Here is a 23,803-nt window from a genome sequence, read left to right on the forward strand (position 1 = left end):
CTGTGGTTCAAGGCTGGCACGACATTGGTCGGCGGCGCGCCAGCCGATAGAATGGCCCGAATTATCCGAGTTCCAGGAGCGTAAGCCATGACCGTGACCGTCGTCGACCATCCGCTTGTGCAGCACAAGCTGACCATCATGCGCGACAAGGAAACCTCGACGGCCGGCTTCCGACGGCTGTTGCGCGAGATCTCGCTGTTGCTCGGCTACGAGGTGACGCGCGACCTCGAACTGACCACCAAGATGATCGAGACGCCGATCGAGACGATGGAAGCGCCGACGCTCGAAGGCAAGAAGCTGGTGTTCGCGTCAGTGCTGCGCGCCGGCAACGGCCTGCTCGAAGGCCTGCTCGACCTGGTGCCGGCTGCACGTGTCGCCCATGTCGGGCTCTATCGCGACCACGAGACGCTGGAAGCTGTCGAGTATTTCTTCAAGGCGCCGAGCGACCTCGGCGACCGCCTGGTGATCGTCGTCGACCCGATGCTGGCAACCGCCAATTCGGCGATCGCGGCGATCGACAAGCTGAAGGGCCGCGGCGCCACCAACCTGCGCTTCCTGTGCCTGCTGGCTTCGCCCGAAGGCATCGAGCGCTTCACCAAGGCGCATCCAGACGTGCCTGTCTTCACCGCCTCGATCGACCGCGAGCTCAACGAGCGGGGCTATATCATCCCTGGCCTCGGCGACGCCGGCGACCGCATGTACGGCACCAAATAGGCCTTAACCCACGGTTTACCGCCTTTGACATTGGGACGCGGCCGTTAAAGCCGCGATCACCTTGTCTGGACTATCGTGACGCCTCAAATCAGGGCGTCACATGCTGCGTAAGCTCATCATATTCGGTGTCTGTGCCGGCGCATCCGCGTCTGTGCCGATGCTTTGGGACAAGGACGGCGAGAAGTTCAAGGCGCTGACCGAGATGGCGACGGGCAATAGTGCACCCACATCCCGGCCTATAGAGGTCAGCGCAGCAACGGCTTCCACCTCGGGCCGCAGCGTGACGATCGACGCCGACATGCGCGGTCATTTCACCGCCAGCTTCAAGATCAACGGGCGCTCGATCGAGGCCATGGTCGACACCGGTGCCACGCTGGTGGCGATCAATCTTTCGACCGCGCGCAAGGCCGGGGTGAAGGTCGCGCCCGGTGACTTCACCCAGCAGGTCAACACCGCCAACGGGGCCGCGCGAGCAGCGCTTGCGCGCATCGACAGGCTTCAGATCGGCCGGATCAGCGTCGACGACGTGCCGGTGGTCGTGCTCGAGGACAAGGCGCTCGACGGCACGCTGATCGGGATGAGCTTCCTGTCGCGCCTCAAGAAGTACCAGGTCGAAAACGGGGCTCTGCTTCTGGTGCAGTGAGCCTCAGGCCGCGGTCTGCTGATCCGCAGTCCTGAAATGGCCGGGCGGCTGGCCGATGACGCGCTTGAAGGCGCGGCTGAAGGCGGCTTCCGAATCGTAGCCCAGGCGCGATGCGACGACCGAGATGCGCAGGCGGTCACGGACAAGCCACTGCCTGGCCTGATGCATCCTGACCTGGGTGACGTAGCGCGCCGGCGTTTCGCCGACGATGGCGGCAAAACGGTCGGCGAAGCCCGAGCGCGAGGCGCCCATCATCCGGGCCAGCGCCTCGACCGTCCAGTTGCGGCTCGGTTCGAGATGGATCGCTGCCAGTATCTTGCCGATCTTGGGATCCCTGACGGCGGCGATCCAGCCGCTGGAATCGCCACAGCCGCGCTCGACCCATGAGCGGATGATGATGGCGGCGAGAACGTCGGCAAGCCGGGCGACGATGCCGGCTGAACCGACGCGCTCGAGCTTGACCTCACGCGCCATGGTCTCGAGCATGTGGGTGATGCCGGGGTCATGGGCCTCGAGCTCGGTGGTGCGCATGACGTCGGGCATCATGCCAAGCAGCGGGTGCAGGCCGTCGAGGTTGAAATACATGCTGCCGCAGAACAGCAGCGTGCCCGGCCGGCAGCCCTCGGTCGAAAGACAGAAGACCTTCTCGCAGATCTGCTTGATCTCGTAGCCGTTGATCGGCGACGACTTGGCGCCCGGCTCGCTGGCGATTGCATGCGCCACACCGCGCGGCAAGAGCACGGCATCGCCGCAGCGGAGCTCGACCCAGTCGCCACTGGGTTGGCGCAGCCAGCATGCCTTCTGGCCGACAAAATAGAAGCGCGCCGTGGCCTGGGCCGGGAACTCGATGTTCCATGGCTCCTTCAACTCCCAGCGCCCGTATTCGACTCCTTCCAGGCGCAAGCCCCTGAGGATGTCGGTCAGCGGATCGGCAACAAGTTTGGACGAACGATCATTCATGCTGGCGTTTCTAGCATGGAAACGCCAGTTCGCCACCCCCATGTTGCACCGCACTGCAATCGGAGAGCCTCCCAAATGAACGATGTCGCGACCGCAACGCTGGACGGTATCCCAATCCCGCACGCCAAGGCCGAGTTGCCCGCGGAACCCCTGTGGGGCGCCGTCCTGTCGCTGTCGCTCGGCGTGTTCGGCCTTGTGACGGCCGAGTTTCTGCCGGCCAGCCTGCTGACCCCCCTGGCACAGGATCTCGGCATCACCGAAGGCACCGCTGGACAGGCAGTGACGGCAACGGCCGTCGTCGCCGCGATCGCCGCGCCGACAATGGCGATCGCGACAAGGAAGATCGATCGGCGGCATGTGATGATCGGATTGTCGCTGTTGTTGGTCGTATCGAGCCTGCTTGCGGCAACGGCGTGGTCGCTGCCGTCGCTGCTGTTTGCCCGCGTGCTACTGGGGATCGCACTGGGCGGCTTCTGGTCGATGTCGGCGGCAATCGCGATGCGGCTGGTGCCCAGCGAGGTGCTGCCGCGTGCCATGTCGATCATCCTGACCGGTGTTTCGGTGGCGACCGTCTGCGCTGCCCCCGTCGGGGCCTATGTCGGCAACGTCTGGGGATGGCGCACTGCCTTCATCATTGCCGCCGGCGTCGGCCTTGTCACACTGATCGTGCAGTTCGCGACGTTGCCCAAGCTTCCGCCCATCAGCATCGCAAGCTTCAGCGCCCTGCGTGACGTCTCCCGGAACCCGATGATCCGCGTCGGCCTGCTGCTGGTGATCCTGACCGCGTCCGGCCATTTCGCCGGCTTCACCTATTTCCGTGCCTTCCTCGAGCAGGTGCCGGCACTCGGCATCGAGACCATCTCGCTTGTGCTGCTTGCCTTCGGCATCGGCGGCTTCTTCGGCAACCTCGCCGGCGGCTTCATGGCCGAGCGCAGCCTGCGGTCGGCGGTGACGCTGGCTCCCCTGCTCATCGCCATCTCGGCGCTGGCGCTGCTGGTGGCAGGCTCATCGGCAGGGATCGCAGGTGTCGCCATCGCCGCCTGGGGCTTTGCTTTCGGCGCGGTGCCGGTCGGCGTGCAGACCTGGATGGTGCGCGCGGCCCCCGACCACGCCGAAAGCGCCGGCGGCCTGATGGTTGCTACCTTCCAGGTGGCGATCGCGCTGGGCGCGCTGTTCGGCGGCCTGCTCGTCGACACGGCAGGCGTCAACAGCGCCTTCATCTACAGCGGCGCTGCGACCCTGCTGGCGGCGATCGCGGTGGCCTGCTTCGGCAGGAAGCACGCGAGCTAAGTGCGGTGAAGATGATTATTGCGCCGCGTCAGCCGGTCAGCTGCGCGGCGCAATACGTCTGGCGATGACCTTGGCGGCCGCTGGCCTCGAGTCGTCCAGCGTATAGGCGGCGAGCACCGAAGCAGCGGCAGTCTCGGCCGCAAGCGGACTGCGGGCATGGACGCGGGCGAGCGCGTCGCCTGCCCGCACCTCGGCGCCGACCGGCAACAGCCCGGTGATGCCCACGGCATGATCGACCTTGTCGTCGGGCCGGGTGCGCCCGCCGCCCAGCGCGACGACCGTGAGGCCGACATCGCGGGTGGCGATGGCCGAGACGAAGCCGTTGCGCGGGGCTTTGACCAGCAGTTCCACATCCGCCTTTGGCAGGTATTTTCCTGGCTTCGCCACGACGTCTGCCGGGCCGCCGAGGATCGAGACCATGCGGCCGAAGATGTCGGCGGCGGTGCCATCGTCGAGGGCTGTGCGCGCCCGCTGAAGCCCCTCGCGCTGCGAGCTCGCCCGGCCAGCGGACAACAGCATTTCGGCGGCGAGCGCCATTGTGACCTCTTCGAGGTGCGGGTCGCGGAAGCGGCCGGTAAGGAAATCGACGGCGTTACGGACCTCGACCGCGTTGCCGGCAGCAGAGGCCAACGGCTCGTTCATGCCGGTGATCAGGGCGGTGGTCCTGAGGCCCGCGCCATTGGCGACCTCGACGAGGCTAGTGGCAAGTGTTGCGGCATCGCGCGCCTTTTCCATGAAGGCGCCATTGCCGATCTTGACGTCGAGCACCAGCGAGCCGAGGCCGGCGGCGAGCTTCTTGGACAGGATCGAGGCGGTGATGAGCGGGACCGATTCCACCGTCGCGGTGACATCGCGCACGCCGTAGAAGCGCTTGTCGGCGGGGGCGAGGTCTGATGTCTGGCCGATGATGGCGCAGCCAGCCTCACGCACCGTGCGCCGGAACAGGGCAAGATCGGGCTGGCTGGCGTAGCCCGGGATCGAATCCATCTTGTCGAGCGTGCCGCCGGTGTGGCCGAGGCCACGGCCCGAGATCATCGGCACATAGGCGCCGCAGGCAGCGACGATGGGGGCGAGCATCAGCGAGACGTTGTCGCCGACGCCGCCGGTCGAATGCTTGTCTGTGGCCGGACCGGGCAGATCGGACCAGTCGAGCACGTCACCGGAATCGCGCATGGCCGTGGTCAACGCCACCGCCTCGTCGCGGCTCATGCCGTTGAAGAACACCGCCATGCCGAAGGCCGCGATCTGGCCCTCCGAGACCGCGCCTGAGGTGATGCCCTGGACAAAGGCCTTGATCTCGTCGGCGGACAGCGCCTTGCCGTCACGCTTGCGGCGGATGATTTCCTGCGGGAGCATCAGGGGGCGCTCGCGACATGGAGCGACTGGACGTTGCCGCCCTCAGCCATCGAGCGGGCCCTTCTCGAACATTTTGCGCAGCACGGTGGCGAGGCGGCCGCCGCCGATCGGCGCCATGTCCTTGGTCTCGCGATGCGACAACTCGGCCCCGGTCATGCCGGCGGCAAGATTGGTGATGACCGAGCAGGCGAGCACCTTGAGGCCGAGGAAGCGGGCGATGATCGCTTCCGGCACCGTCGACATGCCGACCGCATTGGCGCCAAACATGCGGGCCATGCGGATCTCGGCCGGCGTCTCGAAGGACGGGCCGGAGAACCACATGTAGACGCCCTTGTGCAGCTCGATGCTTGCTGCTGCGGCTGCAGCTTGAAACGCCTTGCGCAGGCCGGCGTCATAGGCCTCGGTCATGCCGACGAAACGGCGGTCGGTCGGCTCGCCGAACAGGGGGTTGGCGCCGGCGAAATTGATGTGGTCCTCGATCAGCATGATCGAGCCGGGCAGCATCTCGGGATCGACGGAACCGGCGGCATTGGTCAGCACGAGCTGGGTTATGCCGATGCCGGCAAGCGTCTCGAGCGCCGGCCGCATCACCGAGGCGTCGCCATGCTCGTAATAATGGGCGCGGCCGGCCATCATGATGACGGGCTGGCCGCCGAACAGGCCGGCGACGAGTTCGCCAGCGTGGCCGGTGACTCCGCTCCTGGGGAAGCCGGGCAAGGCGGCATAAGGAATGCGGACGGCGTTTTCGACCTCGTCGACGAGGCCGCCAAGCCCTGAACCCAGCACCATGGCGGTTGCAGGCGCAAGACCGTCAAGCTGCTCGACGAGGCGATCGACGGCTTCCTTCATTTCAGAATCTCGCCTTCAAAACCGTAGGGCAGCATCTGGCCCATGGTGACCGTTTCGACGATGCCGGCATCGTCGCAGAGGTACAGCTTGGTATCCGGGCTGGTGAATTCGGCAAGGCGCTGGCGGCAGCCGCCGCAGGGCGTGATGCGGGCCATGCGCTCGGCGACGACGGCGATCTCGGTGATCTTGCCGCCGCCGGCCATGATGTAGTGGCCAAGGGCTGTGGTCTCGGCGCACCAGCCTTCGGGATAGGAGGCGACCTCGATATTGGCACCGGCAAAGACCCGGCCGTCCTCGGTGCGCAGAGCAGCGCCGACGGGGAACTTCGAATAGGGCGCGTAGGCCTTGGCCATGGCCGCGGTCGCCGCCTGGAAGAGATCGTGGGACAAGACTTACTCCTTTCGCGTGGCCCGGTCCGAAAACCGGCTTCCGCTTTTCGGGGCCATCCTCAGCGCTCCTTCACATAAGGCACGCCGCCGGCGCGCGGCGGGATGGCCTTGCCGATGAAGCCGGCGAGGAGGATGACGGTGAGGATGTAAGGCAGCGCCTGCATCAGCTGTACCGGCACCTTGCCGATGATCGGCAAGGGCGTTCCCTGCAGGCGGATCGACAGCGCATCAAGGAAGCCGAACAAAAGGCAGGCGAACATCGCCGGCACCGGCTTCCACTTAGCGAAGATCAAAGCGGCGAGCGCGATGTAGCCGCGTCCTGCGGTCATGTCCTTGACGAAGCCGGCGTTCTGGGCGAGCGCCATGTAGGAGCCGGCGAGGCCGGTGAGGATGCCGGTGCAGATGACGGCGCGATAGCGCAGCCAGGCGACCGAGATGCCGGCGGTGTCGACTGCCGCCGGGTTTTCGCCGACGGCGCGCAAGCGCAGGCCAAAGCGCGTGCGGAACAGCACCCACCAGGTGAAAGGCACGGCGAGGAAAGCGACGTAGGTCAGCAGCGAATGGCCCGACAGCAGGCCGGAATAGAGCTGGCCGATGACGGGCACGTCGCGGAGCGCATCGGCACCGGGAAGCTTGATCTCGCCGAAGCGGCCTTCAGGCGGCAGCGAGGGCGTACGCCCGCCCTGCTGGAACCAGGCCTGACCGAGGATGATGGTGGAGCCGGCGGCGATGAAGTTGATGGCCACACCAGAGACGATCTGGTTGCCGCGATGGGTGATCGAGGCAAACCCGTGGACCAGCGCCATGCCGACTGAAACCAGTATGGCGACGAGCAAGCCGATCCAGGCGGAGGCGAAGACAGCTGCTGCGGCCGCGCCTGCGAAGGCGCCGGCCAGCATCTTGCCTTCAAGGCCGATGTCGAAGACGCCGGCTCGTTCCGAATAGAGGCCGGCCAGGCAGGCGAGCAGCAGTGGTACCGAAACACGGATTGTCGAGTTCAGGATGTTGATGAGCGCGTCGATGAATTCCATTTCAGGCGCGCTCCCCCTTGGTCGCCGTGATGCCGACAGATCGTGGACTGACACTGGCGAAGATGCCCTGGATCGTCGGCCGGAACATGTTTTCCAGCGCGCCGGCGAACAGGATCACCAAGCCCTGGATGATGACGATCATGTCGCGGGAGATGTTCGGCATCTCGAAGGCGAGCTCGGCGCCGCCCTGGTAGAGCATGCCGAACAGGATCGCCGCCGGCACGATGCCGGCTGGATGCGAGCGGCCCATCAGCGCCACCGCGATGCCGACAAAACCGGCGCCGGAAACGAAATCGAGCGGTACATTGTGCTGGTCGCCCATGATCGGGTTGAGCGCCATCATGCCGGCGAGCGCGCCCGAAATCAGCATGGTGACGATGATGATGCGGGTTTCCGAAATGCCGGCGTAACGCGCGGCCTTCGAGCTGAAGCCGAAGGTGCGGATCTCGTAGCCGAGCTTGGTGCGCCAGATCAGCACCCAGACCAGGAAGGCCATGACCAGCGCCAAAAGGAACGAGATGTTGAGCGGCGCCGACGGCCTGACCTTGAGGCCGAACTCGGCGAGCAGCCAGCCGAGCTTGGGCAGTTGCCCGCCCTCGAGGAACTGGCGCGTCTGCGGCGCCATCGAACCCGCCGGCTTCAAGACGTTGACCAGCATGTAGACCATCACCGAAGCGGCGATGAAGTTGAACATGATGGTGGTGATGACGATGTGCGAGCCGCGCTTGGCCTGTAGATAGGCCGGGATCAGTGCCCACAAAGCGCCAAACAGCGCCGAGGCGATGATCGCCATCGGAAACACGACCCACCATGGCAGCGTGCTGTCGAAGGCCAGGACAACGATGGCGATGCCGAGGCCGGCGATATAGGCTTGGCCCTCCCCGCCGATATTGAACAGGCCGCAGTGGAAGGCGACCGCGACGGCCAAGCCGGTGAAGATGAAATTGGTGGCGTAAAACAGCGTGTAGGCGAGGCCCTGGCCGCTGCCGAAGGCGCCCTCGACGAGAATGACAGCTGCGCGCAGAGGATTCTCACCGACGAGCAGCACGACGAGGCCGGCGACGACGAAGGCGACGAGCAGGTTGATGAGGGGAATGAGCCCGTAATCGGCCCATGCCGGAAGTTTTGCGTAAGGCGTGCTCATTCGGCGGCCTCCTTGTGTTCGACGCCTGCCATCAGAAGCCCGAGCTCGCCTTCGCCCGTTTCGGGCCCGCGCTCGCCGACGACGCGGCCGGCGAACATCACCAGGATACGGTCGGATAGCGAGCGGATCTCGTCGAGCTCGACCGAGACCAGCAGAACCGCCTTGCCCTGGTCACGCATGGCGATCAGGCGCTTGTGGATGAATTCGATGGCGCCGACATCGACGCCGCGGGTCGGCTGGCCGACGATCAGCACCCCGGGGTCCTGTTCGATCTCGCGCGCGAGCACAATCTTCTGCTGGTTGCCGCCGGAAAAATTGGCGGTCTTGAGCCGCGGATTGGCCGGGCGGATGTCATATTTCTCGATCTTTTCCTGCGCGTCCTTCTGGATCGCATCGAGATTGAGGAAGGGGCCTTTGAGATATTGCGGCTTGTCGTGATAGCCGAGGATCGAGTTCTCGCTTTCGTCGAAGGCGAGCACCAGGCCGACATGGTGCCGGTCCTCCGGCACGTGAGCGAGACCGCGGTCGCGCAATTCGCCGGGATCGGCCTGGCCGGTCAGGTCGATCGGCTTGCCGTCGAGCATGACGGTGCCCGAAACCGCCTTGCGGATGCCGGACACGGCTTCCATCAGCTCCGACTGGCCGTTGCCGGCGACACCGGCGATGCCGACGATCTCGCCAGCGCGGATGTCGAAGGAAACGTCGTCGACCATGGTGACGCCGCGCGAATCCTTGACGGTCAGGTTCTTGACCGCGAGCTTGACGGCACCGGGCTTGGCCTCGCCCTTTTCGACGCGCAACAGCACGCGGCGGCCGACCATCAGCTCGGCCAATTCCTCGACGGTGGTTTCGCTTGTCTTGCGGGTCGCCACCATCGTTCCCTGGCGCATGACCGAGACATTGTCGGTGATCGCCATGATCTCGCGCAGCTTATGAGTGATCAGAACCACCGTCTTGCCCTGCTCCTTCAGCTGCTGGAGGATGCGGAACAGGTGATCGGCTTCGGCGGGCGTCAAGACGCCGGTTGGCTCGTCGAGAATGAGGATTTCGGCGCCGCGATAGAGCGCCTTGAGGATTTCGACACGCTGCTGCAGGCCGACCGGCAGCTCTTCGATGAGTGCATCGGGATCGACCTCGAGGCCATATTCCTGCTCCAGTCGACGCAACTCCGAACGCGCCTTGGAAATCGAGTTCTTGAGCAGAGCCTCGCCTTCGGCGCCGAGGATGATGTTTTCCAGCACCGAGAAATTCTCGACCAGCATAAAATGCTGGTGGACCATGCCGATGCCGGCGGCGATGGCGTCGTTGGGCGTCTTGATGCTGGTCGGCTTGCCGTTGACGCGGATTTCGCCGCTGTCGGCCTGGTAGAAGCCGTAGAGAATCGACATCAGCGTCGACTTGCCGGCGCCGTTTTCACCGATGATGCCGTGAATGGTGCCACGCGGTATTTCGAGCGCGATGTCGCGGTTGGCGCGGACAGCACCAAAACTCTTGTTGATGCCGATCAGTTCGATAGCTGCTTCCGCCATACGACCGTCCCACCTCAGGTTTCTTATGTTCTTGTTATGGCTTGCCGAAAGAGCTAGCACGCCGATACTGCCCTGCCAATCGGCTGGCCTTGCTGCCCCATGGAATTGACCGACCCATGGCCAATTTCGACGCGACGACCGATATGACGGCCCAATGAGGATCGCCCATGACCACGCCCGATGACCGGCTGACGACGCTGGAAATACGCGCTGCCGAACAGGAGCATACGATCGAGGAACTTTCCGGCCAGATCGCCGAACAGTGGAAGACCATCGAGCGGATGCAGAAGAAGCTCGACGCCCTTGCCGAGCGCTTCCTGATGCTCGAGGAGCAGACGGCGCCGGATACGCCGGTGACCAAGCCGCCCCACTGGTGAACCCAACTTTCCGATCAAGATCCAGACTGCCGAGGGTTCAGGCCAGACCGGCCGCGTCGGATGGCTGCCACAGCTCGATCGGATTGCCCTCGGGGTCATGAATCCGACAGAACCGGCCGACTTCCGAGTCCCATTCCGCTCGCGTCTCCACCGCGATACCGGCTGCCTTCAGGTCGGACATAGCGGCATCGAGGTCGTCGACGCGCAGATTGATCAACCACTGTTGCTCCGGGCGGCCGAAATATTCTGTGTCCTGGCTGAACGGCGTCAGGATCGTCGGCCCCGCCTGCTGTTTCCAGACCGTGCGCGAAATGTCCGAGATGCCGAGGTGCTTTTCATACCAGCCAGCGAGTGCCTGGGGGTCATTGGCGCGAAAGAAGAAGCCGCCAATTCCGGTCACGGTGAACATTGACTGCCGTCCCAAAGACTGAGCCACAATGACCCACGCCGCCGGACGATGCCCGGCGGCGTGGATTTGATCAGCCTAACCGATCAATAGGGGCACTTGTCGTCCGAGGTGTAGTCATGCACCTGGATGGTGCCGGCGATGATGTCGGCCTTGGCCTTTTCGACCGCTGCCTTCATCTCGTCGGTGACGAGCGCCTTGTTGTTGTCGTCCATGGCGTAGTCGACGCCACCTTCCTTGAGGCCGAGATTGTTGATGCCGCCTTCGAACTTGTCGTTCTTGGCATCCATGAAGGCGTTGTAGACGGCGACGTCGACGCGCTTAAGCATCGAGGTCAGCACCTTGCCCGGCTGCAGGCCGTTCTGGTTGGAATCGACGCCGATGCCGAGCTTGCCGCCGTCGGCAGCAGCCTGGAGCACGCCGACGCCGGTGCCGCCGGCTGCTGCGTAGATGACGTCAGCACCCTGCGAGATCTGGGTCTTGGTGATTTCGCCACCCTTGGTCGGGTCGTTCCAGGCAGCAGGCGTGTCGCCGGTCATGTTCTGGATGACTTCGGTCGCGCCGGCAGCCTTGGCGCCGCCGACATAACCGCAGCCGAACTTGCGGATCAGCGGAACGTCCATGCCGCCGACAAAGCCGACCTTCTTGGTCTGGGAGGCAAGGGCAGCCATGACGCCGACGAGGTAGGAGCCTTCGTGCTCCTTGAACACGATCGACTTCACATTGGGCTTCTCGACAACCATGTCGATGATGGCGAACTTGAGGTCGGGATAGTCGGCAGCGACCTTGGCAAGCGCCTCGGACCATGCAAATCCGGCCATGACGATCGGATTGCGGCCATCCTCGGCGAAGCGGCGCAATGCCTGGTCACGCTGCGAGGCGTTGGAGACTTCGAACTCGACATAAGCAATGCCGGTCTCGGCCTTGAACTTCTCGGCGCCGTTGAAGGACGCTTCGTTGAACGACTTGTCGAACTTGCCACCGAGATCGTAGAGCAGCGCCGGCTGAACATCAGCAGCGAACGCCGGAAGGCACATGGCGGTAGCCGCCAGAAGGCCGAGGACGATACGTTTCATGTGATCCACACCCTGTCGGTTGTCTTTTTTGCAATCGCCGCGCGAGCCGTTCCTCCGGCTGCCGCATGGCGTATGGCGAGGATCTCTCCCCCCGCACATGGCCATATCTTGCACGGGCCAAGACAAAATTCACGCGGAATCTTGACCTTTTGGAAAAATGCACAGGCGTTGCAAATGGCCTGTGAAACGAATGTCTAAACGGCGGCCTTCTCGGGGATTACGCAAGCAACGCCGGTGCCCTTCAGGCCACAATAGCCATGAGGATTCTTGGCCAGGTATTGCTGGTGATCGTCTTCGGCGAAGTAGAACTGAGGTGCCGTGGCGATCTCGGTGGTGATCTTTTCGCGGCCGGCAGCCTTTAGCGCTGACTGATAGGCATCACGCGAAGCGCTCGCCTCTGCCTGCTGGGCATCGGAGAAGGCGTAGATCGCCGAGCGGTAGGTGGTGCCGACGTCGTTGCCCTGGCGCATGCCCTGGGTCGGGTCGTGGCTCTCCCAGAAGATCTGCAGCAGTTCACCGAAGCTAACCTGCGTCGGGTCGAACACGACGAGCACCACTTCGGCATGGCCTGTGAGCCCGGTGCAGGTCTCCTGGTAAGTCGGATTGGGCGTCAGGCCACCGGCATAGCCGACAGCCGTCACCCACACGCCCGGCGTCTGCCAGAACAGGCGCTCGGCACCCCAGAAGCAGCCGAGACCAAACAGCACCTGCTCGAAGCCTTCGGGATATGGTGCCTTGAGCGGGCGCCTGGAGACGTAATGCTTGGAGGCGGTCGGGATGGCCCGCTCGCGGCCGGGCAGCGCTTCAGCAGGGGTCGGAAGCTTGAGCTTCTTGTTCAGCATGTCACTCAGGAAAAACATCTGCCTTCTTTCCTTGTCCTTGCGCCGAACAATGTTGCCGTGGCGTCAGACCTCGGCGGTGAAGCGGCCCGGGCGACGCCGATGACCTATCGCGTAGAGCAGAAAGGCAAGGACGGCGAAGACCGCGAAGCCCGGCTGGTTGAGCACCGGCACGACGACGCTGTCCCAAACGGCTGGTCCGGTCTTTTCGCGCACGAATGTTTCGGTTGCCGCCAATGTGGTGGGCGAGGCCGTCGACCAGCTGGTGTCGAGCGGGGTCATGACCAACCGCGACACCGCGACGGTGCGGGTGGCGTCGAGCACGGCCATGATGACGGCGACCGAGAGCGCGATTGCGGCGGCAAGACGGAACACGAAGCGGATCATCTGCGGTCCTGAATATCGGTTTCGAACGAGAAATAGGCCGCGTGAGGGACGGGCGCAATCGCCGACACGGCTAATTGACAGGCGTTTGCGGCCGGCCTGCTGGCTTCTGCTTGCGACGATTGACCCGCCAGACCGCGAAGATGCCGCCGGCAACAGCGCCGACAATGAGACCGCCAAGGCCAAGCAGCACCACGAAATAGCCGCAGGCGCCTTCGAAGCAGCTCATGTCGGTGATCTCGGAAATCGCCGAGCCAACCGCGAGCCCGAGACCGGCGCCGAGTGCCGCACCGACAATGACGCCGATGATGGCGGCAACCACCGAGACCAGCAGCCGCGGCCGCTCGCGCTCGGCGTTGCTCAACAAGGCGCTCGGTTGTCCCCGCCGGCCAACCAGCCAGATCATGGCAAGCCCGATCACTATCTCGCCGCCGTCCCAAGCGAGACCGACGAGGCCGAAGGCGAAGTCGGGCATGACAAGAATATAAATCTGCTTGAGGACGAGGAAGACGATGATCGTCCACTGCCAGATGGTGAAGTTGCGCGGGAAGCGAACATCGCGGTTGTAGGCAAGGACAAGCAGGTGGACGCCCCAGGCGATCGTCACCGCGCTGAAGGCGACCGAGGCATAAATCAGCCAGGTGACCGCCGCCGGCATCGAGAAATCCAGCATGATGGCGGTGCTGGCGTCGATGCCGCGCGCGCTCAGTGCCATGACGAGGCACAGCCAGGCCACCGGCAGCCAGCGCCAGATGTCCCAACCGGACGGTTCGTTCTCGGCCGACATCGAATCTCCCCTGCCCCTGGAGGCACTTTGTGACAGAGCGCCGGGCAGTTGCAAGGAGGGTAACCGTAGCATAGGCAACCCGCCCGTCGGCCGCTGCCCGCCACGTTGCCGGCTCAGTATGCCGCCACGATCATTTGCCCGATAACATTTGCCACGTCAGCGCTTGGCAAGCGGCGCAGGATCGACTAGATGAGCCCCGCAGCCGAACGCTAACGTGTTCGGCGGCAGGCGATGGGTGCCCGGCAGGTTGACTGCACCCGAATGACGGCTTTGAGCCGACGCCAAGGAGATGCGTGCACTCCCAACCGGCCCGGCATAACCAGCCGGCGCACATTGCGCATGCGGAGAGGTGGCCGAGTGGTTGAAGGCGCACGCCTGGAAAGTGTGTTTACGGGAGACCGTAACGCGGGTTCGAATCCCGCTCTCTCCGCCAGCAGCTTTGACCACCTAGGCCACTGATTTTATATCTATTTCTTACTTCTTGACGGATGCGCGCGCACGAACGGAAGATGGGCCGGCGGCAAGCTCGGTGGCTTCCCTTTCCAACCGCAGAGCGCGCAGGCGCAACGTCTTTTCTTCGCGCTGCTGAACGACCGCGTCGATCTCCGAGTTGATCCGGTTGCGGGCAAGAGATTGCGACTGCGTCTTGCCGAAGGCTGACTCGGCTTGCTCTCGTGCCTTGCTCTGGGAATCAGTCATGCTTGTTATCCCTACAGTTTCGAAAAGAGGACTGAACGCTGCCAACAAAAAAGCCAGGCAAACTGCCTGGCTTCTGTAGTCGCTCGCGCCCTGTGACGGTGCCAGTACATCCGTGGTCACCGAAGGGCACTAAGACCGGTCAGGCCGCCTGCAGCTGGCCGGCAGACATCTTGCCCGACTTGTTGTCGCGCTCCATCTCGTAGGCGATCTTCTGGCCTTCGACGATTTCACGCATGCCGGCCCGCTCTACAGCGGAAATATGGACGAACACGTCCGGACCACCGTTGTCAGGCTGGATGAAGCCGAAGCCCTTGGTAGCATTGAACCATTTCACTGTGCCAGTGGTCATAACAAACCCCTTTCATGGCAATATTCATCGACAGCCAAGCGAGTGCACGGCTGTTTTACATCGCGATTTTATTTGAAGGGATGTTCGTTGGCGCACAGCGATTTTGCGCAATAACAAAAATCGAACAAGCAAATATCGACAGCCGATTTTTATATTTATTGGCTGTCGATGTCAACTTTATTATTCTGCCCTCCAGGAGAGACGTTTCTCCGGCTGGAAAAAATCCAGTTACAACCGGGTGCGCGACCTTGGTGAGGCCGCCCTCGCGATAGCCGTTCAAACATCAATGCCGGGCGCCGACGCAGCAGTCAGGCCGGGCGAGCCATCGCTATTTCAGCAACACGACAGCCTCGACCTCGAAGAGCATCGGGTCGACCGCGAGCCTGGGAACAGGGATCAGCGTCTGTGCCGGCAGCGTGTCGCCGAACATCTCCTTGACGCTCTCCGTGAGTACGCCGAGCTTGGACATGTCGTGGTCGACCACGAACACGGTGAGCTTGGCGACCTGATCGGGCTTTGCACCGAGGCTATCGAGGGCGCTGCGCAGGTTGGCATAGGCTTGCTTCACCTGGACCGCAAATTCGGGCGACAGGCCGCCGCTGGCGTCCTGGCCGCCCTGCCCTGATATATAAGCAAGCCTTGCCCCGGTGGGAACGATGACCGCCGTGCTGTAGCCGTTCGGCGTCGGGTCGTAGAGATTCTCAGGGTTGACGATGGTCAGCTTGAGATCATTCTCGCTGGCCATCGTGGTGGTGGGAACTGCCATGGTGATTAGGCCTCCGACAAGCAGATGCTTGATTGTGCGTGACATGATTTTTCTCTTTGGCTCCGCGGCTGGCGAGCAACCTGCGCTCGCGGCGGCTTGATCGAACTTCAGTCCATCGTCGACACGACTCGTACGATGTGCGATCAATCATATAGTACACTGTACTAGTCAACTGTCGAGCATCGACATTCCTGACGTCGCCTGCCAAAATCAAGGCTCCCGACCGGTGCTTCTATTCTGACAATTCGCTTGAATTTCGATAACGGGCGACGGCTGGATATCTGCACCGGGGCGACAGCAACTGATTGATTCCAGTGCCGTTTCGATCTCGATGTTCGCCCGGGATACAAATGTCGGCGATGAAGCGAAATTTGATATCGTGCCGCTAGCGAGGAAGACGAATGGCAGCCAAACCCGGCGGCAAAAAGCAGCCCAAACCCGGCAAACTACCCCGGCCATCGCGAGAGCCACGGAGCGAACCGCCGTTGTCTCTGGAGCGGATCGTGGCGACGGCGGTGGAACTGCTGGACACCCAGGGCATCGACGGCTTGACAATGCGCCGGCTGGCCGACCGCCTCGGCTCAGGCGTGATGAGCCTCTACTGGCATGTCGACAACAAGGAGGACGTCTTCGACCTTGCGCTCGACAAGGTGCTCGAGTCCCGCGCGCCGCCCGAGAAGGCCAAACCCCAGGGGTGGCGCGAAGAGGCCGTATATGTGCTCGAAGACTGGCGAGCCAGCATGCTGCGCCATCCCTGGTCGGCATCGCTGTTGCCGCGCCGGGCACTCGGCCCGAACATTCTCGGCCGCCTGGAACTGCTTGCCAATACCTTGTCCAAAGCCGGTGTAGCGGATGCAGATCTGAACGTCGCGATCTGGTCGCTGTGGAACCATGTGATGGGCTCCACCATCACCCGGGCTAGCTTCGACATGTCGGACGACGACAGGGCCGCAGCACAACAGCGCCTCACGAGCCTCAGCGAACGCTACCCGAAAATCGAACGTTCCCGCCTGCTGCTGGACAACGATTGGGACGGCACCTTCCGCAAGGGCCTCGACTATCTCCTCGATGGTCTTGCCCCAATACGATGAACGTTGATTCCCGCTAGCGCAGCATGCACCAGTTCTTGGGCAGATGTTTTGGTCTGGCCATGGACAGGCCGGCGCGGAGGGCTTCATCGAGGTCCGGTGTGACGTATGCCGTCTCCGGGCCGCCACCGAAATGATTGACCCGATGGCTTCCGCCCCTCTTGCTCATGAGAATTCCAACCAGCCGTAGCTGTTCCTGTACTTCCCGATACCTCATTGTCTGCAATCCCGCCGGAGAACCCCTCAGTCATATGAGTGAGCACTAAAATTACATAATGAGCAAGGCTTGGGTTAACGAATGGTAAACACCTGACTGCACCCGAGGCCAAGACATCGTCCCTTTCGCCGAGAGGATGCTCGGCCTTTGCTCCGTCTCACATACGATCGCCAGCGTGAAGAGCACCTTGCGTATACCGGGGAAGGGCAGCTACCAGCCAGTTCACTGGACGCCACGCTGCACTGTTGCGTGGACAGAAACGGCACCCGGCTTGCATCATCCCACTGGCTTCAATTGAAAACGTTATTTGCCGATGCTGAGAGGAACTCTGCGCGGCCCAGCGGGTTGAGGTGCTGGAGCGAAGATCCAGAACCACCTTTTCGCTTCATCAGCGGGGCCTGCCGCGACCCCCTCCCGGCAGGCCTTCGCTGTTCCAGCACGCGCGTTTCATGGGTTCACAGCAGGCGCCGCGATGCGGGAATGGTCGAGATAATCGATCAGTGCCTCGCGGAACCTGGCAGCCATGCGCGTGACGGCGTTGTGGTCCCGAAAAATGCTGCCGTCGTCGAACATGGCATCCTCCATGAGGTCTTCGCCCTTGCGACAAGAGGCGATCGCCCTGTCGGCGATGGCAGGCGAGTTCAGGGCAGGAGCCGTGGCCAGCAGCTCTTCGGCGGTGTTCAGCGCGCAATTCATCCAGGCTCTTTGAGACGCTGCAAGGCTCGGCCTCACGACGGCATCGAGCTCGACGATGGCATGCGCCATGGGCGGGGCCGCGAGGCTCAAGCCCAAACCCAGCATTGTCGAAGCAAAACGTGCCGCTGCCATGGATTCCCCCACCGAGGCAGGCATGGTGCAACCAGACCTCGGCTCAACTATGGCGGGAACATCGGCTTGCAGGCCTCGCAAGCCTGGCGATGGCTTCGCCTCCTAACCTTGGCCTGTCGCGACAAGATGGACCGGCGCAGCCTTCCCCGGTGACGCCTCATCGACGTGACGGGCCCGCGGCGCTTGCGGAGGCCGCCGGCGAGACTTGGGAAATAGCGAGAACAAAATTATCGATAAGCCGATCGATAAATCGCGGATACCTGCCCAACATGCCCTACGGTAATTCTGGAACTGGCCCTGGCGACACAGCCAAGGGCGCTGAACACCGGGCAAACCAAGCCTTACAGTGCTGTTCAGGGAAAATAAAACTGCTGGACGAAAACCAGCCCCGTGGGGAATTGTCATGATCCGGAAAAATGTGAGGAACTCTCTTTCTGCCTGTGCGCTGCTTGCCGCGTGGGGCATTGCAGGCCAGGCCGCCCAGGCGGCTGAGGTGACGGTCGCCGTCGGCGGCGGCGTGATCCAGGAGGTCGGCCGCGAGACCTTGTGGGGACCGGCGGCCAAGACGCTCGGCAACAGCGTGCGCGAGGAAACCATCAACGACGCCTATGCCTCAGTGAAACTGCAGGCGGCGGCCAATGCGGTGACCTTCGACCTCGTCCAGACCAACGCCTTCCAGGCTGAAAAGGGCGGCCGCGAGGGCCTGTTCATGCCGCTCGACTACGGCGTCATCGACTCCAAGGACTTCATCGAAGGCACGGCGCAGAAATACTGCATCTCGGCGCTGATCTTCTCCTGGGTCATGGCCTGGAACACCGACGCCTACAAGGACAAGGCGCCGCAGAGCTGGGCCGACTTCTGGGACGTCGAGAAGTTCCCTGGTCGCCGCGCCATGCGCAACGACGCCGAGGCGCAACTCGAGATCGCGCTGCTCGCCGATGGCGTGCCGATGGACAAGGTCTACGAGGTGCTGGGATCGGAGGGCGGCATGCAGCGCGCGCTCGACAAGATCGAGCAGTTGCGTCCGCACATCGCGGTGTGGTGGAATTCGGGTGCCCAGCATGCGCAGCTGATGAAGGACAAGGAAGTGGACATGTCGGTGGGCTGGAATGCCCGTTTCGAAGCCGCCAAGAAGGACGGTGCCAAGATCGACTACACCTTCAACCAGGGCGTCATGAGCATGGATTGCTGGGCGGTGCCGGTCGGAGCCCCGCATGCCGCCGAAGCGATGAAGATGATCAACGAGATGTCCAAGCCGGAAGCCCAGGCCAAGTTCTCGGTCGGGGTGAAATATGGTGCGGCCAACAAGCGCGCCTATGAGACCGGCCTCATCCCCGACGACGTCTCGAAGAAGCTTCCGACCTATCCCGACAATGCCGCGCACCAGCTTGCCCAGCGCAATGAATGGTGGGTCGAACATGTCGGCGAAGCCCAGCTCGGCTTCCAGGAAATGATGTCGCGCTGAGCGCGGCAGGAACAGGTCGGCTCAAGCGACATGACAAGTGCTGCGTTCATCGAAATCCGCAATCTTTGGAAAGCCTACGGATCCTTCCGTGCCCTCAACGACGTCGACCTCGATGTTGGGCGCGGCGAGTTCCTGAGCATTCTCGGCCCCTCGGGCTCCGGCAAGACCACGCTTCTGATGGCGCTTGCCGGGTTCGTCAGGCCCGATCGCGGACAGATCTCTGTCGATGGACGCGACCTTGTCCGCCTGCCCGCCAACAAGCGTGGCATCGGCGTGGTGTTCCAGAACTACGCCCTGTTTCCGCACATGAATGTTGCTGCCAACGTCATGTTTCCCCTGCGCGTCCGCGGTATCGGCCGCGCAGAGGCTTCCGAGCGTGCCAGAAAGGCGCTCGACATCGTCGATCTCGCCAGCATGGCCGAACGTGACATCGCCACCCTGTCGGGCGGGCAGAAGCAGCGCGTGGCGCTCGCCCGCGCCGTGGTGTTCGAGCCCCGGCTGATGCTGATGGACGAGCCGCTGTCGGCGCTCGACAAGAACCTGCGCGAGCAGATGCAGTACGAAATCCGCAAGCTGCACGACCGGCTTGGGCTGACCACCGTCTATGTCACGCACGACCAGCGCGAAGCGCTGACTATGTCGGACCGCATTGCCGTGATGCGCGACGGCGTCATCCGGCAACTCGGCACGCCGGCTTCGCTGTATCACCGGCCAACCTCACGCTTCGTCGCCGAGTTCCTGGGCGAGGCCAACATTCTCGAGCTCGACGCGGTGGACAGCTTCGTTGCCCCTGAGCCGGATGTCGGCGGACCGGGCCGCAAGCTGATGATCCGCGCCGAGAGGCTGTCGCTTTCCGATGCCAGCGGCCATGACAACGTGTCACTGGATGGCGTGCTGACGCGCTCTGTGTTCCAGGGCGACAGCTGGCTCATCTCCGTCGCTCTGGCGAACGGCGGAGCCGTCTCGGCGCGCATCGCCGCAGCCGAGGCGGCGAATTTCAGTCTCGAGGCGCTGACCGAAGGTGCGGCGCTCAAGCTGCATGTGCGGCGCGATGCGGTGATCGCGGTGACCGACGCATGAGCGCGCCTGCCATGACCTTGCCGGCGGCAGCCGGTGCCACAGACAACTCGGCCCTGCTGCGGCGCGACGGCATGCTGGCACAGCTTGGCTTTTTTGGGCTCGCGCTGCCGGCGGTGCTGCTGGTGACCATTGCCATCGTCGTGCCGCTCGCCGCCATGTTGTGGATATCGATCGCCCGGCCTGACGGAACTGTGTCGCTCGACACCTATCTCAAGATCATGAGCACGCCGGTCTATACGCGCTCGGTGCTGACGACGTTCCAGGTCAGCGGCATGACGGTGCTGACCTGCGCGCTGTTGGGCACACCATTTGCGCTGGTCATGGCCAGTGTCGGCCGGCGGCTCGCTTCGATCCTGCTGCTGGTTGTCATGCTCCCGTTCTGGACGGCCCTTCTGGTCCGCACCTACGCGCTCTCGGTGCTGTTGCAGCGCAACGGACTGGTCAACAGGTTCCTGACTGACACCGGGCTGGTTTCCGAACCCTTGCCGCTGATCAACAATTTCTTCGGCACCATCGTCGGCATGACCCATGTGATGCTGCCGCTGTTCATCCTGCCTGTCTATGCGGCGATCAAGCAGATCGACCAGAACATTATCCGCGCCGCCGCCAGCCTCGGCGCCAGCAAGCTCCTGACCCTGCGGGCGGTGATCCTGCCGCTGGCCGCCAACGGCATCTTCGCCGGCGCCGTGCTGGTGTTCGTGCTCAGTCTCGGCTTCTACGTCACCCCGGCTATCCTCGGCGGCGGCCGCGTGCCGATGATCTCGACCCGCATCGAGCAGAACGTCTCGGTGCTTTCCGACTGGCCGGCGGCAAGTGCGCTCGGCGTGCTGTTGCTGCTGTCGGTCGGGCTGGTGTTCCTGGTCACCTTCCTGCTCCGCCGCAGCATCAAGGCCCTCGGAGGAGCTGCCAATGTTTGACGGGTTCGATGTCTCATGGCCGTTGCGCCTGGCGGTCGGCCTGTTCACCGCGCTGGTGGCGACCTTCCTGTTGGCACCTTCACTGATCGTGGTGCCGATGTCGTTCTCGGCCTCCGAACTGCTGCAGTTCCCGCCGACCGAATTTTCGCTGCGCTGGTGGCAGCAGTACTGGCAGTCCGACCTGTGGATGCCGGCGACCAAGATCAGCCTGCTTCTGGCCACCGTCACCGCCGCGGTTGCCGTGCCGATCGCCTTTGCCGCGGCTTACGCCACCACGCGTTCGCTCGGCTGGGCCAGGCTGCCGCTCTATGGGGTACTCCTGATGCCGGCCACCGTGCCGCCGATCCTCGTCGCCATCGGCCTGTTTTTCGTTCTGGCACGCATGCATCTCGTCGGCTCGTTCCCGGGCCTTTGGCTGGGCCATACGGTCATCGCCATCCCGACCGCCTATGTCATCCTTTCCGCCGGTTTCGCCCGCTTCGACTTCGCCCAGGAAAAGGCGGCCCGCAGTCTCGGCGCCGGCTGGTGGCGGACGATGGTCTCCGTCGTCATCCCGCAGATGCGTTTTTCGTTGCTGTCAGCCGCCCTGCTTTCCTTCCTGACGTCGCTCGACGAAGTGATCGTGTCGATGTTCGTCGGCGGTGGCGCCAACACGACACTGACCAAGGTGATGTTCCTCGGCCTGCGCGACCGCGTCGATCCTCAGGCCGCAGTGATCTCGACGATCTGGATCGTGCTTGTCGCCATCGTGGTCACGGTGGTGTTCGGGCGCCAGCGGCAGGAGCCGTCGTGATCGGCAGACGGTGGGCATGCGCACCGGCCCCGCCTGCCCTTCCGTGCCGGCAGCTTTTCTGCCAAGCTGATGGCTGTGGTGGCGACAAGCGGTCTTGTGCAGTCCGCCGAGAGTGATGACCATGCCGCTGACAATTGACCGAACCCAACCGAAGGCCGTGGTGTTCGGCTGCGCGGGCACCAGCCTGAACGCTGCCGAACGCAGCTTCTTCCGCGCCGCCCAGCCCTGGGGCTTCATCCTGCACAAGCGCAATTGCGCCGACCCGGCGCAATTGCGCACGCTGGTGGCGGAACTGCGCGAAAGCGTCGGCCGCAGCGACGTGCGCGTGCTGATCGACCAGGAGGGCGGCCGCGTCGCCCGGCTGGCGCCACCGCACTGGCGCGCGCCCCCGCCGGCCTCGCTGTTCGCTCAGATCGCCCGCACCGACGTCAAGCGGGCACTCGATGCCGTGCGCCTCAACGCACGCCTCGTCGCAGCCGAACTGTTCGATCTCGGCATCGACATCAACATCGCGCCTGTGCTCGACCTGCCGATCGGTAAGGGCGACCTGGTGATCGGCGACCGGGCGCTGGGAGACACGCCGGAGATGGCAAGCATTCTCGGCCGCGCCACCTGCGAGGGGCTGCTGGCCGGCGGCGTGCTGCCCGTCATCAAGCATATCCTCGGCCATGGCCGTGCCCGGCAGGACAAGTCCGAGGCGCTGCTGGTGGTCAACGCCTCGCTCGACGAGATGCAGTCGGCCGACTTCGTGCCGTTCCGCTCGTTGCAGGACATGCCCTGCGCCATGGCGGCACACGTCATCTACCGCGCCATCGACCGCGACGCGCCGGCTACCGCATCGCGCACCGTCATCGATGAGATCATCCGTGGCATGATCCGCTTCGACGGCGTGCTGATGAGCGACGATGTCTCGGATATCAGCCGCACCCATCCGATCGATGCCCAGGTCAGCGCGACGCAAGAAGCCGGCTGCGACGTCATCCTGCACGGCAGCGGCGACATGGACGAGATGCAGCGCGTCGCCGATGCTGCCATGCCGTTGTCAGAGAATGCGGTCGAGCGTCTGCACCGCGCCGAGCGCATGCGTCGCCGGCCTTCGGCGATCGACCTGGCCGAAACCGCCCGAAAACTGGAGGAACTGCTCAAGCCGCTTGGGGCGCGAGCCCGCCAGTCCGGCACGACGCGCTCGTCCGAAATCGTCGGCAATGTCGCCAAGAAGATCGAACGCGACATCGTTCTGGGCCGCATCCTGCCCAAGGAGCGGATCATGGAGGACGAGCTGGTCTACGGGCTCGGCGTCAAGCGCCACGTCGCGCGCGCCGTGCTGCAGGAACTGGCACGCACCGGGCTGGTCAAGCTCGAACCCTATCGGGGTGCGGTGGTGCGCCACCTGTCGCCGGACGACCTTGTCAAGCTGCACGACGTGCGCCAGCTCTTGATCGCCGCCGCCGTGCAGCGCATTCGCCTGCCGGTGTCGCCGGTGCTGATGAACAAGCTCGAACATGCAAGGCAGATCCATCGCTCGGCCATTTCGGTCGGCGATCTCGAACTGGCTTATGTCCAGGACCGCGCATTCCACGACCTGTTGCTCGAAGCGACGGGTAACGAGTTCATTGCCCGCTCGATCAATGATTGCGATGCCGGCATGCGCAGCATAGATGCCGCGAGCCTGATGGCCGACAACCTCGTCGAGCCGGCGCTCGTCGAACATGACGAGATGGTGAAGGCACTGGAGGACCAGGACCTCCAACGCCTTGGAAAATTGTGCGCGGCGCATTTCGACCGACCGTTCGCCCATCACATGGCGAACGGCGTCCGGCACTGACT

Annotated in this window: 28 protein-coding genes and 1 tRNA gene; 12 read left to right on the forward strand and 17 right to left on the reverse strand. The window is 63.7% G+C overall.

Annotated elements, in window-relative coordinates:
- Positions 1-87 precede the first annotated feature (87 nt).
- Positions 88-714: a uracil phosphoribosyltransferase gene (gene upp / locus DY201_RS00600; RefSeq protein ID WP_067954623.1), complete on the forward strand. Its 627-nt coding sequence runs from the start codon at positions 88-90 to the stop codon at positions 712-714.
- A 100-nt stretch (positions 715-814) separates the two neighbouring features.
- Positions 815-1,357 carry a TIGR02281 family clan AA aspartic protease gene (locus DY201_RS00605; protein ID WP_115729466.1) on the forward strand — a complete coding sequence of 181 codons (543 nt, stop codon included), beginning with the start codon at positions 815-817 and terminating at the stop codon, positions 1,355-1,357.
- Positions 1,358-1,360: 3 nt separating this feature from the next.
- On the opposite strand, the gene DY201_RS00610 is transcribed toward DY201_RS00605, so the two are convergent.
- Positions 1,361-2,317: an AraC family transcriptional regulator gene (locus DY201_RS00610; RefSeq protein ID WP_115729468.1), complete on the reverse strand. Its 957-nt coding sequence runs from the start codon at positions 2,315-2,317 to the stop codon at positions 1,361-1,363.
- Positions 2,318-2,392: 75 nt separating this feature from the next.
- On the opposite strand from DY201_RS00610, the gene DY201_RS00615 reads away from it, so the two are divergent.
- Positions 2,393-3,607, forward strand: coding sequence for an MFS transporter (locus tag DY201_RS00615; RefSeq protein ID WP_115729470.1), 1,215 nt, complete (start codon positions 2,393-2,395; stop codon positions 3,605-3,607).
- A gap of 36 nt (positions 3,608-3,643) precedes the next feature.
- Here the strand turns inward: DY201_RS00615 and deoA are convergent, their stop codons facing one another.
- Genes deoA through DY201_RS00645 form a run of 6 tightly spaced genes read right to left on the reverse strand, consistent with a single transcriptional unit; the run spans position 3,644 to position 9,905 of the window.
- Positions 3,644-4,963 carry a thymidine phosphorylase gene (gene deoA / locus DY201_RS00620; RefSeq protein WP_115729471.1) on the reverse strand — a complete coding sequence of 440 codons (1,320 nt, stop codon included), beginning with the start codon at positions 4,961-4,963 and terminating at the stop codon, positions 3,644-3,646.
- Between the two features lie 42 nt (positions 4,964-5,005).
- The gene (locus DY201_RS00625; RefSeq protein ID WP_115729473.1) at positions 5,006-5,812 is read right to left on the reverse strand and encodes a purine-nucleoside phosphorylase; all 807 of its coding nucleotides are present in this window, start codon (positions 5,810-5,812) and stop codon (positions 5,006-5,008) included.
- Complete coding sequence (gene cdd / locus DY201_RS00630; RefSeq protein WP_115729475.1) at positions 5,809-6,201, reverse strand: cytidine deaminase; 393 nt, start codon at positions 6,199-6,201, stop codon at positions 5,809-5,811. The genes DY201_RS00625 and cdd overlap by 4 nt, the downstream gene beginning before the upstream one ends.
- Positions 6,202-6,260: 59 nt before the next feature.
- Positions 6,261-7,232, reverse strand: a complete 972-nt coding sequence (locus tag DY201_RS00635) for an ABC transporter permease (protein WP_115729477.1) — start codon at positions 7,230-7,232, stop codon at positions 6,261-6,263.
- 1 nt (position 7,233) lies between these two features.
- The gene (locus DY201_RS00640) at positions 7,234-8,376 is read right to left on the reverse strand and encodes an ABC transporter permease (protein WP_115729479.1); all 1,143 of its coding nucleotides are present in this window, start codon (positions 8,374-8,376) and stop codon (positions 7,234-7,236) included.
- Positions 8,373-9,905: an ABC transporter ATP-binding protein gene (locus DY201_RS00645; protein WP_115729481.1), complete on the reverse strand. Its 1,533-nt coding sequence runs from the start codon at positions 9,903-9,905 to the stop codon at positions 8,373-8,375. Before DY201_RS00645 ends, DY201_RS00640 begins: the two co-directional genes overlap by 4 nt.
- A 167-nt stretch (positions 9,906-10,072) precedes the next feature.
- Between DY201_RS00645 and DY201_RS00650 the strand changes: the two genes are divergently transcribed.
- Positions 10,073-10,282, forward strand: a complete 210-nt coding sequence (locus DY201_RS00650; protein ID WP_115729483.1) for a SlyX family protein — start codon at positions 10,073-10,075, stop codon at positions 10,280-10,282.
- A 37-nt stretch (positions 10,283-10,319) separates the two neighbouring features.
- On the opposite strand, the gene DY201_RS00655 is transcribed toward DY201_RS00650, so the two are convergent.
- From DY201_RS00655 to DY201_RS00675, 5 genes are all read right to left on the reverse strand, one after another.
- The gene (locus tag DY201_RS00655) at positions 10,320-10,691 is read right to left on the reverse strand and encodes a VOC family protein (RefSeq protein ID WP_115729485.1); all 372 of its coding nucleotides are present in this window, start codon (positions 10,689-10,691) and stop codon (positions 10,320-10,322) included.
- Positions 10,692-10,774: 83 nt separating this feature from the next.
- A complete protein-coding gene (locus DY201_RS00660) occupies positions 10,775-11,764 on the reverse strand; it encodes a BMP family lipoprotein (protein ID WP_115729486.1) in 990 nt (329 codons plus the stop codon).
- Positions 11,765-11,958: 194 nt separating this feature from the next.
- Positions 11,959-12,624 (reverse strand): peptide-methionine (S)-S-oxide reductase MsrA, encoded by a 666-nt coding sequence (gene msrA / locus DY201_RS00665; RefSeq protein WP_115729487.1) that lies wholly within the window; start codon positions 12,622-12,624, stop codon positions 11,959-11,961.
- A gap of 45 nt (positions 12,625-12,669) precedes the next feature.
- The gene (locus tag DY201_RS00670) at positions 12,670-12,990 is read right to left on the reverse strand and encodes a hypothetical protein (RefSeq protein WP_115729489.1); all 321 of its coding nucleotides are present in this window, start codon (positions 12,988-12,990) and stop codon (positions 12,670-12,672) included.
- A gap of 70 nt (positions 12,991-13,060) precedes the next feature.
- Positions 13,061-13,774: a hypothetical protein gene (locus DY201_RS00675; protein WP_115729491.1), complete on the reverse strand. Its 714-nt coding sequence runs from the start codon at positions 13,772-13,774 to the stop codon at positions 13,061-13,063.
- Between the two features lie 343 nt (positions 13,775-14,117).
- On the opposite strand from DY201_RS00675, the gene DY201_RS00680 reads away from it, so the two are divergent.
- A tRNA-Ser gene (locus tag DY201_RS00680) sits at positions 14,118-14,207 on the forward strand.
- A 41-nt stretch (positions 14,208-14,248) separates the two neighbouring features.
- On the opposite strand, the gene DY201_RS00685 is transcribed toward DY201_RS00680, so the two are convergent.
- Both DY201_RS00685 and DY201_RS00690 read right to left on the reverse strand, forming a co-directional pair.
- Positions 14,249-14,473 carry a hypothetical protein gene (locus DY201_RS00685; protein WP_115729493.1) on the reverse strand — a complete coding sequence of 75 codons (225 nt, stop codon included), beginning with the start codon at positions 14,471-14,473 and terminating at the stop codon, positions 14,249-14,251.
- Between the two features lie 139 nt (positions 14,474-14,612).
- Positions 14,613-14,822, reverse strand: a complete 210-nt coding sequence (locus DY201_RS00690; protein WP_115729494.1) for a cold-shock protein — start codon at positions 14,820-14,822, stop codon at positions 14,613-14,615.
- 14 nt (positions 14,823-14,836) lie between these two features.
- Here DY201_RS00690 and DY201_RS28665 point away from each other — a divergent pair, with 14 nt between their 5' ends.
- A complete protein-coding gene (locus tag DY201_RS28665) occupies positions 14,837-15,094 on the forward strand; it encodes a hypothetical protein (protein ID WP_131922380.1) in 258 nt (85 codons plus the stop codon).
- 56 nt (positions 15,095-15,150) lie between these two features.
- On the opposite strand, the gene DY201_RS00695 is transcribed toward DY201_RS28665, so the two are convergent.
- Positions 15,151-15,633 carry a RidA family protein gene (locus DY201_RS00695; protein ID WP_115729496.1) on the reverse strand — a complete coding sequence of 161 codons (483 nt, stop codon included), beginning with the start codon at positions 15,631-15,633 and terminating at the stop codon, positions 15,151-15,153.
- 356 nt (positions 15,634-15,989) lie between these two features.
- Here DY201_RS00695 and DY201_RS00700 point away from each other — a divergent pair, with 356 nt between their 5' ends.
- Positions 15,990-16,679: a TetR/AcrR family transcriptional regulator gene (locus tag DY201_RS00700; protein ID WP_115729498.1), complete on the forward strand. Its 690-nt coding sequence runs from the start codon at positions 15,990-15,992 to the stop codon at positions 16,677-16,679.
- 13 nt (positions 16,680-16,692) lie between these two features.
- Here the strand turns inward: DY201_RS00700 and DY201_RS00705 are convergent, their stop codons facing one another.
- Both DY201_RS00705 and DY201_RS00710 read right to left on the reverse strand, forming a co-directional pair.
- The gene (locus DY201_RS00705; protein WP_245431856.1) at positions 16,693-16,845 is read right to left on the reverse strand and encodes a hypothetical protein; all 153 of its coding nucleotides are present in this window, start codon (positions 16,843-16,845) and stop codon (positions 16,693-16,695) included.
- Between the two features lie 495 nt (positions 16,846-17,340).
- On the reverse strand, positions 17,341-17,658 hold the full coding sequence (locus tag DY201_RS00710; RefSeq protein ID WP_131922381.1) for a hypothetical protein: 318 nt from the start codon (positions 17,656-17,658) through the stop codon (positions 17,341-17,343).
- 466 nt (positions 17,659-18,124) lie between these two features.
- On the opposite strand from DY201_RS00710, the gene DY201_RS00715 reads away from it, so the two are divergent.
- From DY201_RS00715 to DY201_RS00735, 5 genes are all read left to right on the forward strand, one after another.
- The gene (locus DY201_RS00715; RefSeq protein ID WP_115729502.1) at positions 18,125-19,186 is read left to right on the forward strand and encodes an ABC transporter substrate-binding protein; all 1,062 of its coding nucleotides are present in this window, start codon (positions 18,125-18,127) and stop codon (positions 19,184-19,186) included.
- Positions 19,187-19,216: 30 nt separating this feature from the next.
- On the forward strand, positions 19,217-20,266 hold the full coding sequence (locus tag DY201_RS00720) for an ABC transporter ATP-binding protein (protein WP_115729504.1): 1,050 nt from the start codon (positions 19,217-19,219) through the stop codon (positions 20,264-20,266).
- The gene (locus DY201_RS00725) at positions 20,263-21,183 is read left to right on the forward strand and encodes an ABC transporter permease (protein ID WP_245431857.1); all 921 of its coding nucleotides are present in this window, start codon (positions 20,263-20,265) and stop codon (positions 21,181-21,183) included. The genes DY201_RS00720 and DY201_RS00725 overlap by 4 nt, the downstream gene beginning before the upstream one ends.
- Positions 21,176-21,976: an ABC transporter permease gene (locus tag DY201_RS00730; RefSeq protein ID WP_115729506.1), complete on the forward strand. Its 801-nt coding sequence runs from the start codon at positions 21,176-21,178 to the stop codon at positions 21,974-21,976. The genes DY201_RS00725 and DY201_RS00730 overlap by 8 nt, the downstream gene beginning before the upstream one ends.
- A gap of 121 nt (positions 21,977-22,097) precedes the next feature.
- Entirely contained in the window at positions 22,098-23,801 is a 1,704-nt protein-coding gene (locus DY201_RS00735) for a glycoside hydrolase family 3 N-terminal domain-containing protein (RefSeq protein ID WP_131922383.1), read from the forward strand.
- Positions 23,802-23,803: the final 2 nt, after the last annotated feature.

Origin of the sequence: Aminobacter aminovorans (assembly GCF_900445235.1) — a bacterium.
In the GTDB taxonomy this organism is placed as follows: domain Bacteria; phylum Pseudomonadota; class Alphaproteobacteria; order Rhizobiales; family Rhizobiaceae; genus Aminobacter; species Aminobacter aminovorans.

Excerpts from the sequence above, each read along its gene's own strand:
- DY201_RS00725 (WP_245431857.1), top strand. The coding sequence starts at position 20,263 with ATGAGCGCGCCTGCCATGACCTTGCCGGCGGCAGCCGGTGCCACAGAC.
- DY201_RS00635 (WP_115729477.1), bottom strand. The coding sequence starts at position 7,232 with ATGGAATTCATCGACGCGCTCATCAACATCCTGAACTCGACAATCCGT.
- DY201_RS00735 (WP_131922383.1), top strand. The coding sequence starts at position 22,098 with ATGCCGCTGACAATTGACCGAACCCAACCGAAGGCCGTGGTGTTCGGC.
- DY201_RS00670 (WP_115729489.1), bottom strand. The coding sequence starts at position 12,990 with ATGATCCGCTTCGTGTTCCGTCTTGCCGCCGCAATCGCGCTCTCGGTC.
- DY201_RS00625 (WP_115729473.1), bottom strand. The coding sequence starts at position 5,812 with ATGAAGGAAGCCGTCGATCGCCTCGTCGAGCAGCTTGACGGTCTTGCG.
- DY201_RS00645 (WP_115729481.1), bottom strand. The coding sequence starts at position 9,905 with ATGGCGGAAGCAGCTATCGAACTGATCGGCATCAACAAGAGTTTTGGT.
- DY201_RS00700 (WP_115729498.1), top strand. The coding sequence starts at position 15,990 with ATGGCAGCCAAACCCGGCGGCAAAAAGCAGCCCAAACCCGGCAAACTA.
- deoA (WP_115729471.1), bottom strand. The coding sequence starts at position 4,963 with ATGCTCCCGCAGGAAATCATCCGCCGCAAGCGTGACGGCAAGGCGCTG.
- DY201_RS00705 (WP_245431856.1), bottom strand. The coding sequence starts at position 16,845 with ATGAGCAAGAGGGGCGGAAGCCATCGGGTCAATCATTTCGGTGGCGGC.
- upp (WP_067954623.1), top strand. The coding sequence starts at position 88 with ATGACCGTGACCGTCGTCGACCATCCGCTTGTGCAGCACAAGCTGACC.
- DY201_RS00685 (WP_115729493.1), bottom strand. The coding sequence starts at position 14,473 with ATGACTGATTCCCAGAGCAAGGCACGAGAGCAAGCCGAGTCAGCCTTC.
- DY201_RS00640 (WP_115729479.1), bottom strand. The coding sequence starts at position 8,376 with ATGAGCACGCCTTACGCAAAACTTCCGGCATGGGCCGATTACGGGCTC.
- DY201_RS00720 (WP_115729504.1), top strand. The coding sequence starts at position 19,217 with ATGACAAGTGCTGCGTTCATCGAAATCCGCAATCTTTGGAAAGCCTAC.
- DY201_RS00605 (WP_115729466.1), top strand. The coding sequence starts at position 815 with ATGCTGCGTAAGCTCATCATATTCGGTGTCTGTGCCGGCGCATCCGCG.
- DY201_RS00650 (WP_115729483.1), top strand. The coding sequence starts at position 10,073 with ATGACCACGCCCGATGACCGGCTGACGACGCTGGAAATACGCGCTGCC.
- msrA (WP_115729487.1), bottom strand. The coding sequence starts at position 12,624 with ATGTTTTTCCTGAGTGACATGCTGAACAAGAAGCTCAAGCTTCCGACC.
- DY201_RS00610 (WP_115729468.1), bottom strand. The coding sequence starts at position 2,317 with ATGAATGATCGTTCGTCCAAACTTGTTGCCGATCCGCTGACCGACATC.
- DY201_RS00715 (WP_115729502.1), top strand. The coding sequence starts at position 18,125 with ATGATCCGGAAAAATGTGAGGAACTCTCTTTCTGCCTGTGCGCTGCTT.
- DY201_RS00710 (WP_131922381.1), bottom strand. The coding sequence starts at position 17,658 with ATGGCGCATGCCATCGTCGAGCTCGATGCCGTCGTGAGGCCGAGCCTT.
- DY201_RS00660 (WP_115729486.1), bottom strand. The coding sequence starts at position 11,764 with ATGAAACGTATCGTCCTCGGCCTTCTGGCGGCTACCGCCATGTGCCTT.
- DY201_RS28665 (WP_131922380.1), top strand. The coding sequence starts at position 14,837 with ATGGCAATATTCATCGACAGCCAAGCGAGTGCACGGCTGTTTTACATC.
- DY201_RS00730 (WP_115729506.1), top strand. The coding sequence starts at position 21,176 with ATGTTTGACGGGTTCGATGTCTCATGGCCGTTGCGCCTGGCGGTCGGC.
- DY201_RS00655 (WP_115729485.1), bottom strand. The coding sequence starts at position 10,691 with ATGTTCACCGTGACCGGAATTGGCGGCTTCTTCTTTCGCGCCAATGAC.
- DY201_RS00615 (WP_115729470.1), top strand. The coding sequence starts at position 2,393 with ATGAACGATGTCGCGACCGCAACGCTGGACGGTATCCCAATCCCGCAC.
- DY201_RS00675 (WP_115729491.1), bottom strand. The coding sequence starts at position 13,774 with ATGTCGGCCGAGAACGAACCGTCCGGTTGGGACATCTGGCGCTGGCTG.
- DY201_RS00695 (WP_115729496.1), bottom strand. The coding sequence starts at position 15,633 with ATGTCACGCACAATCAAGCATCTGCTTGTCGGAGGCCTAATCACCATG.
- DY201_RS00690 (WP_115729494.1), bottom strand. The coding sequence starts at position 14,822 with ATGACCACTGGCACAGTGAAATGGTTCAATGCTACCAAGGGCTTCGGC.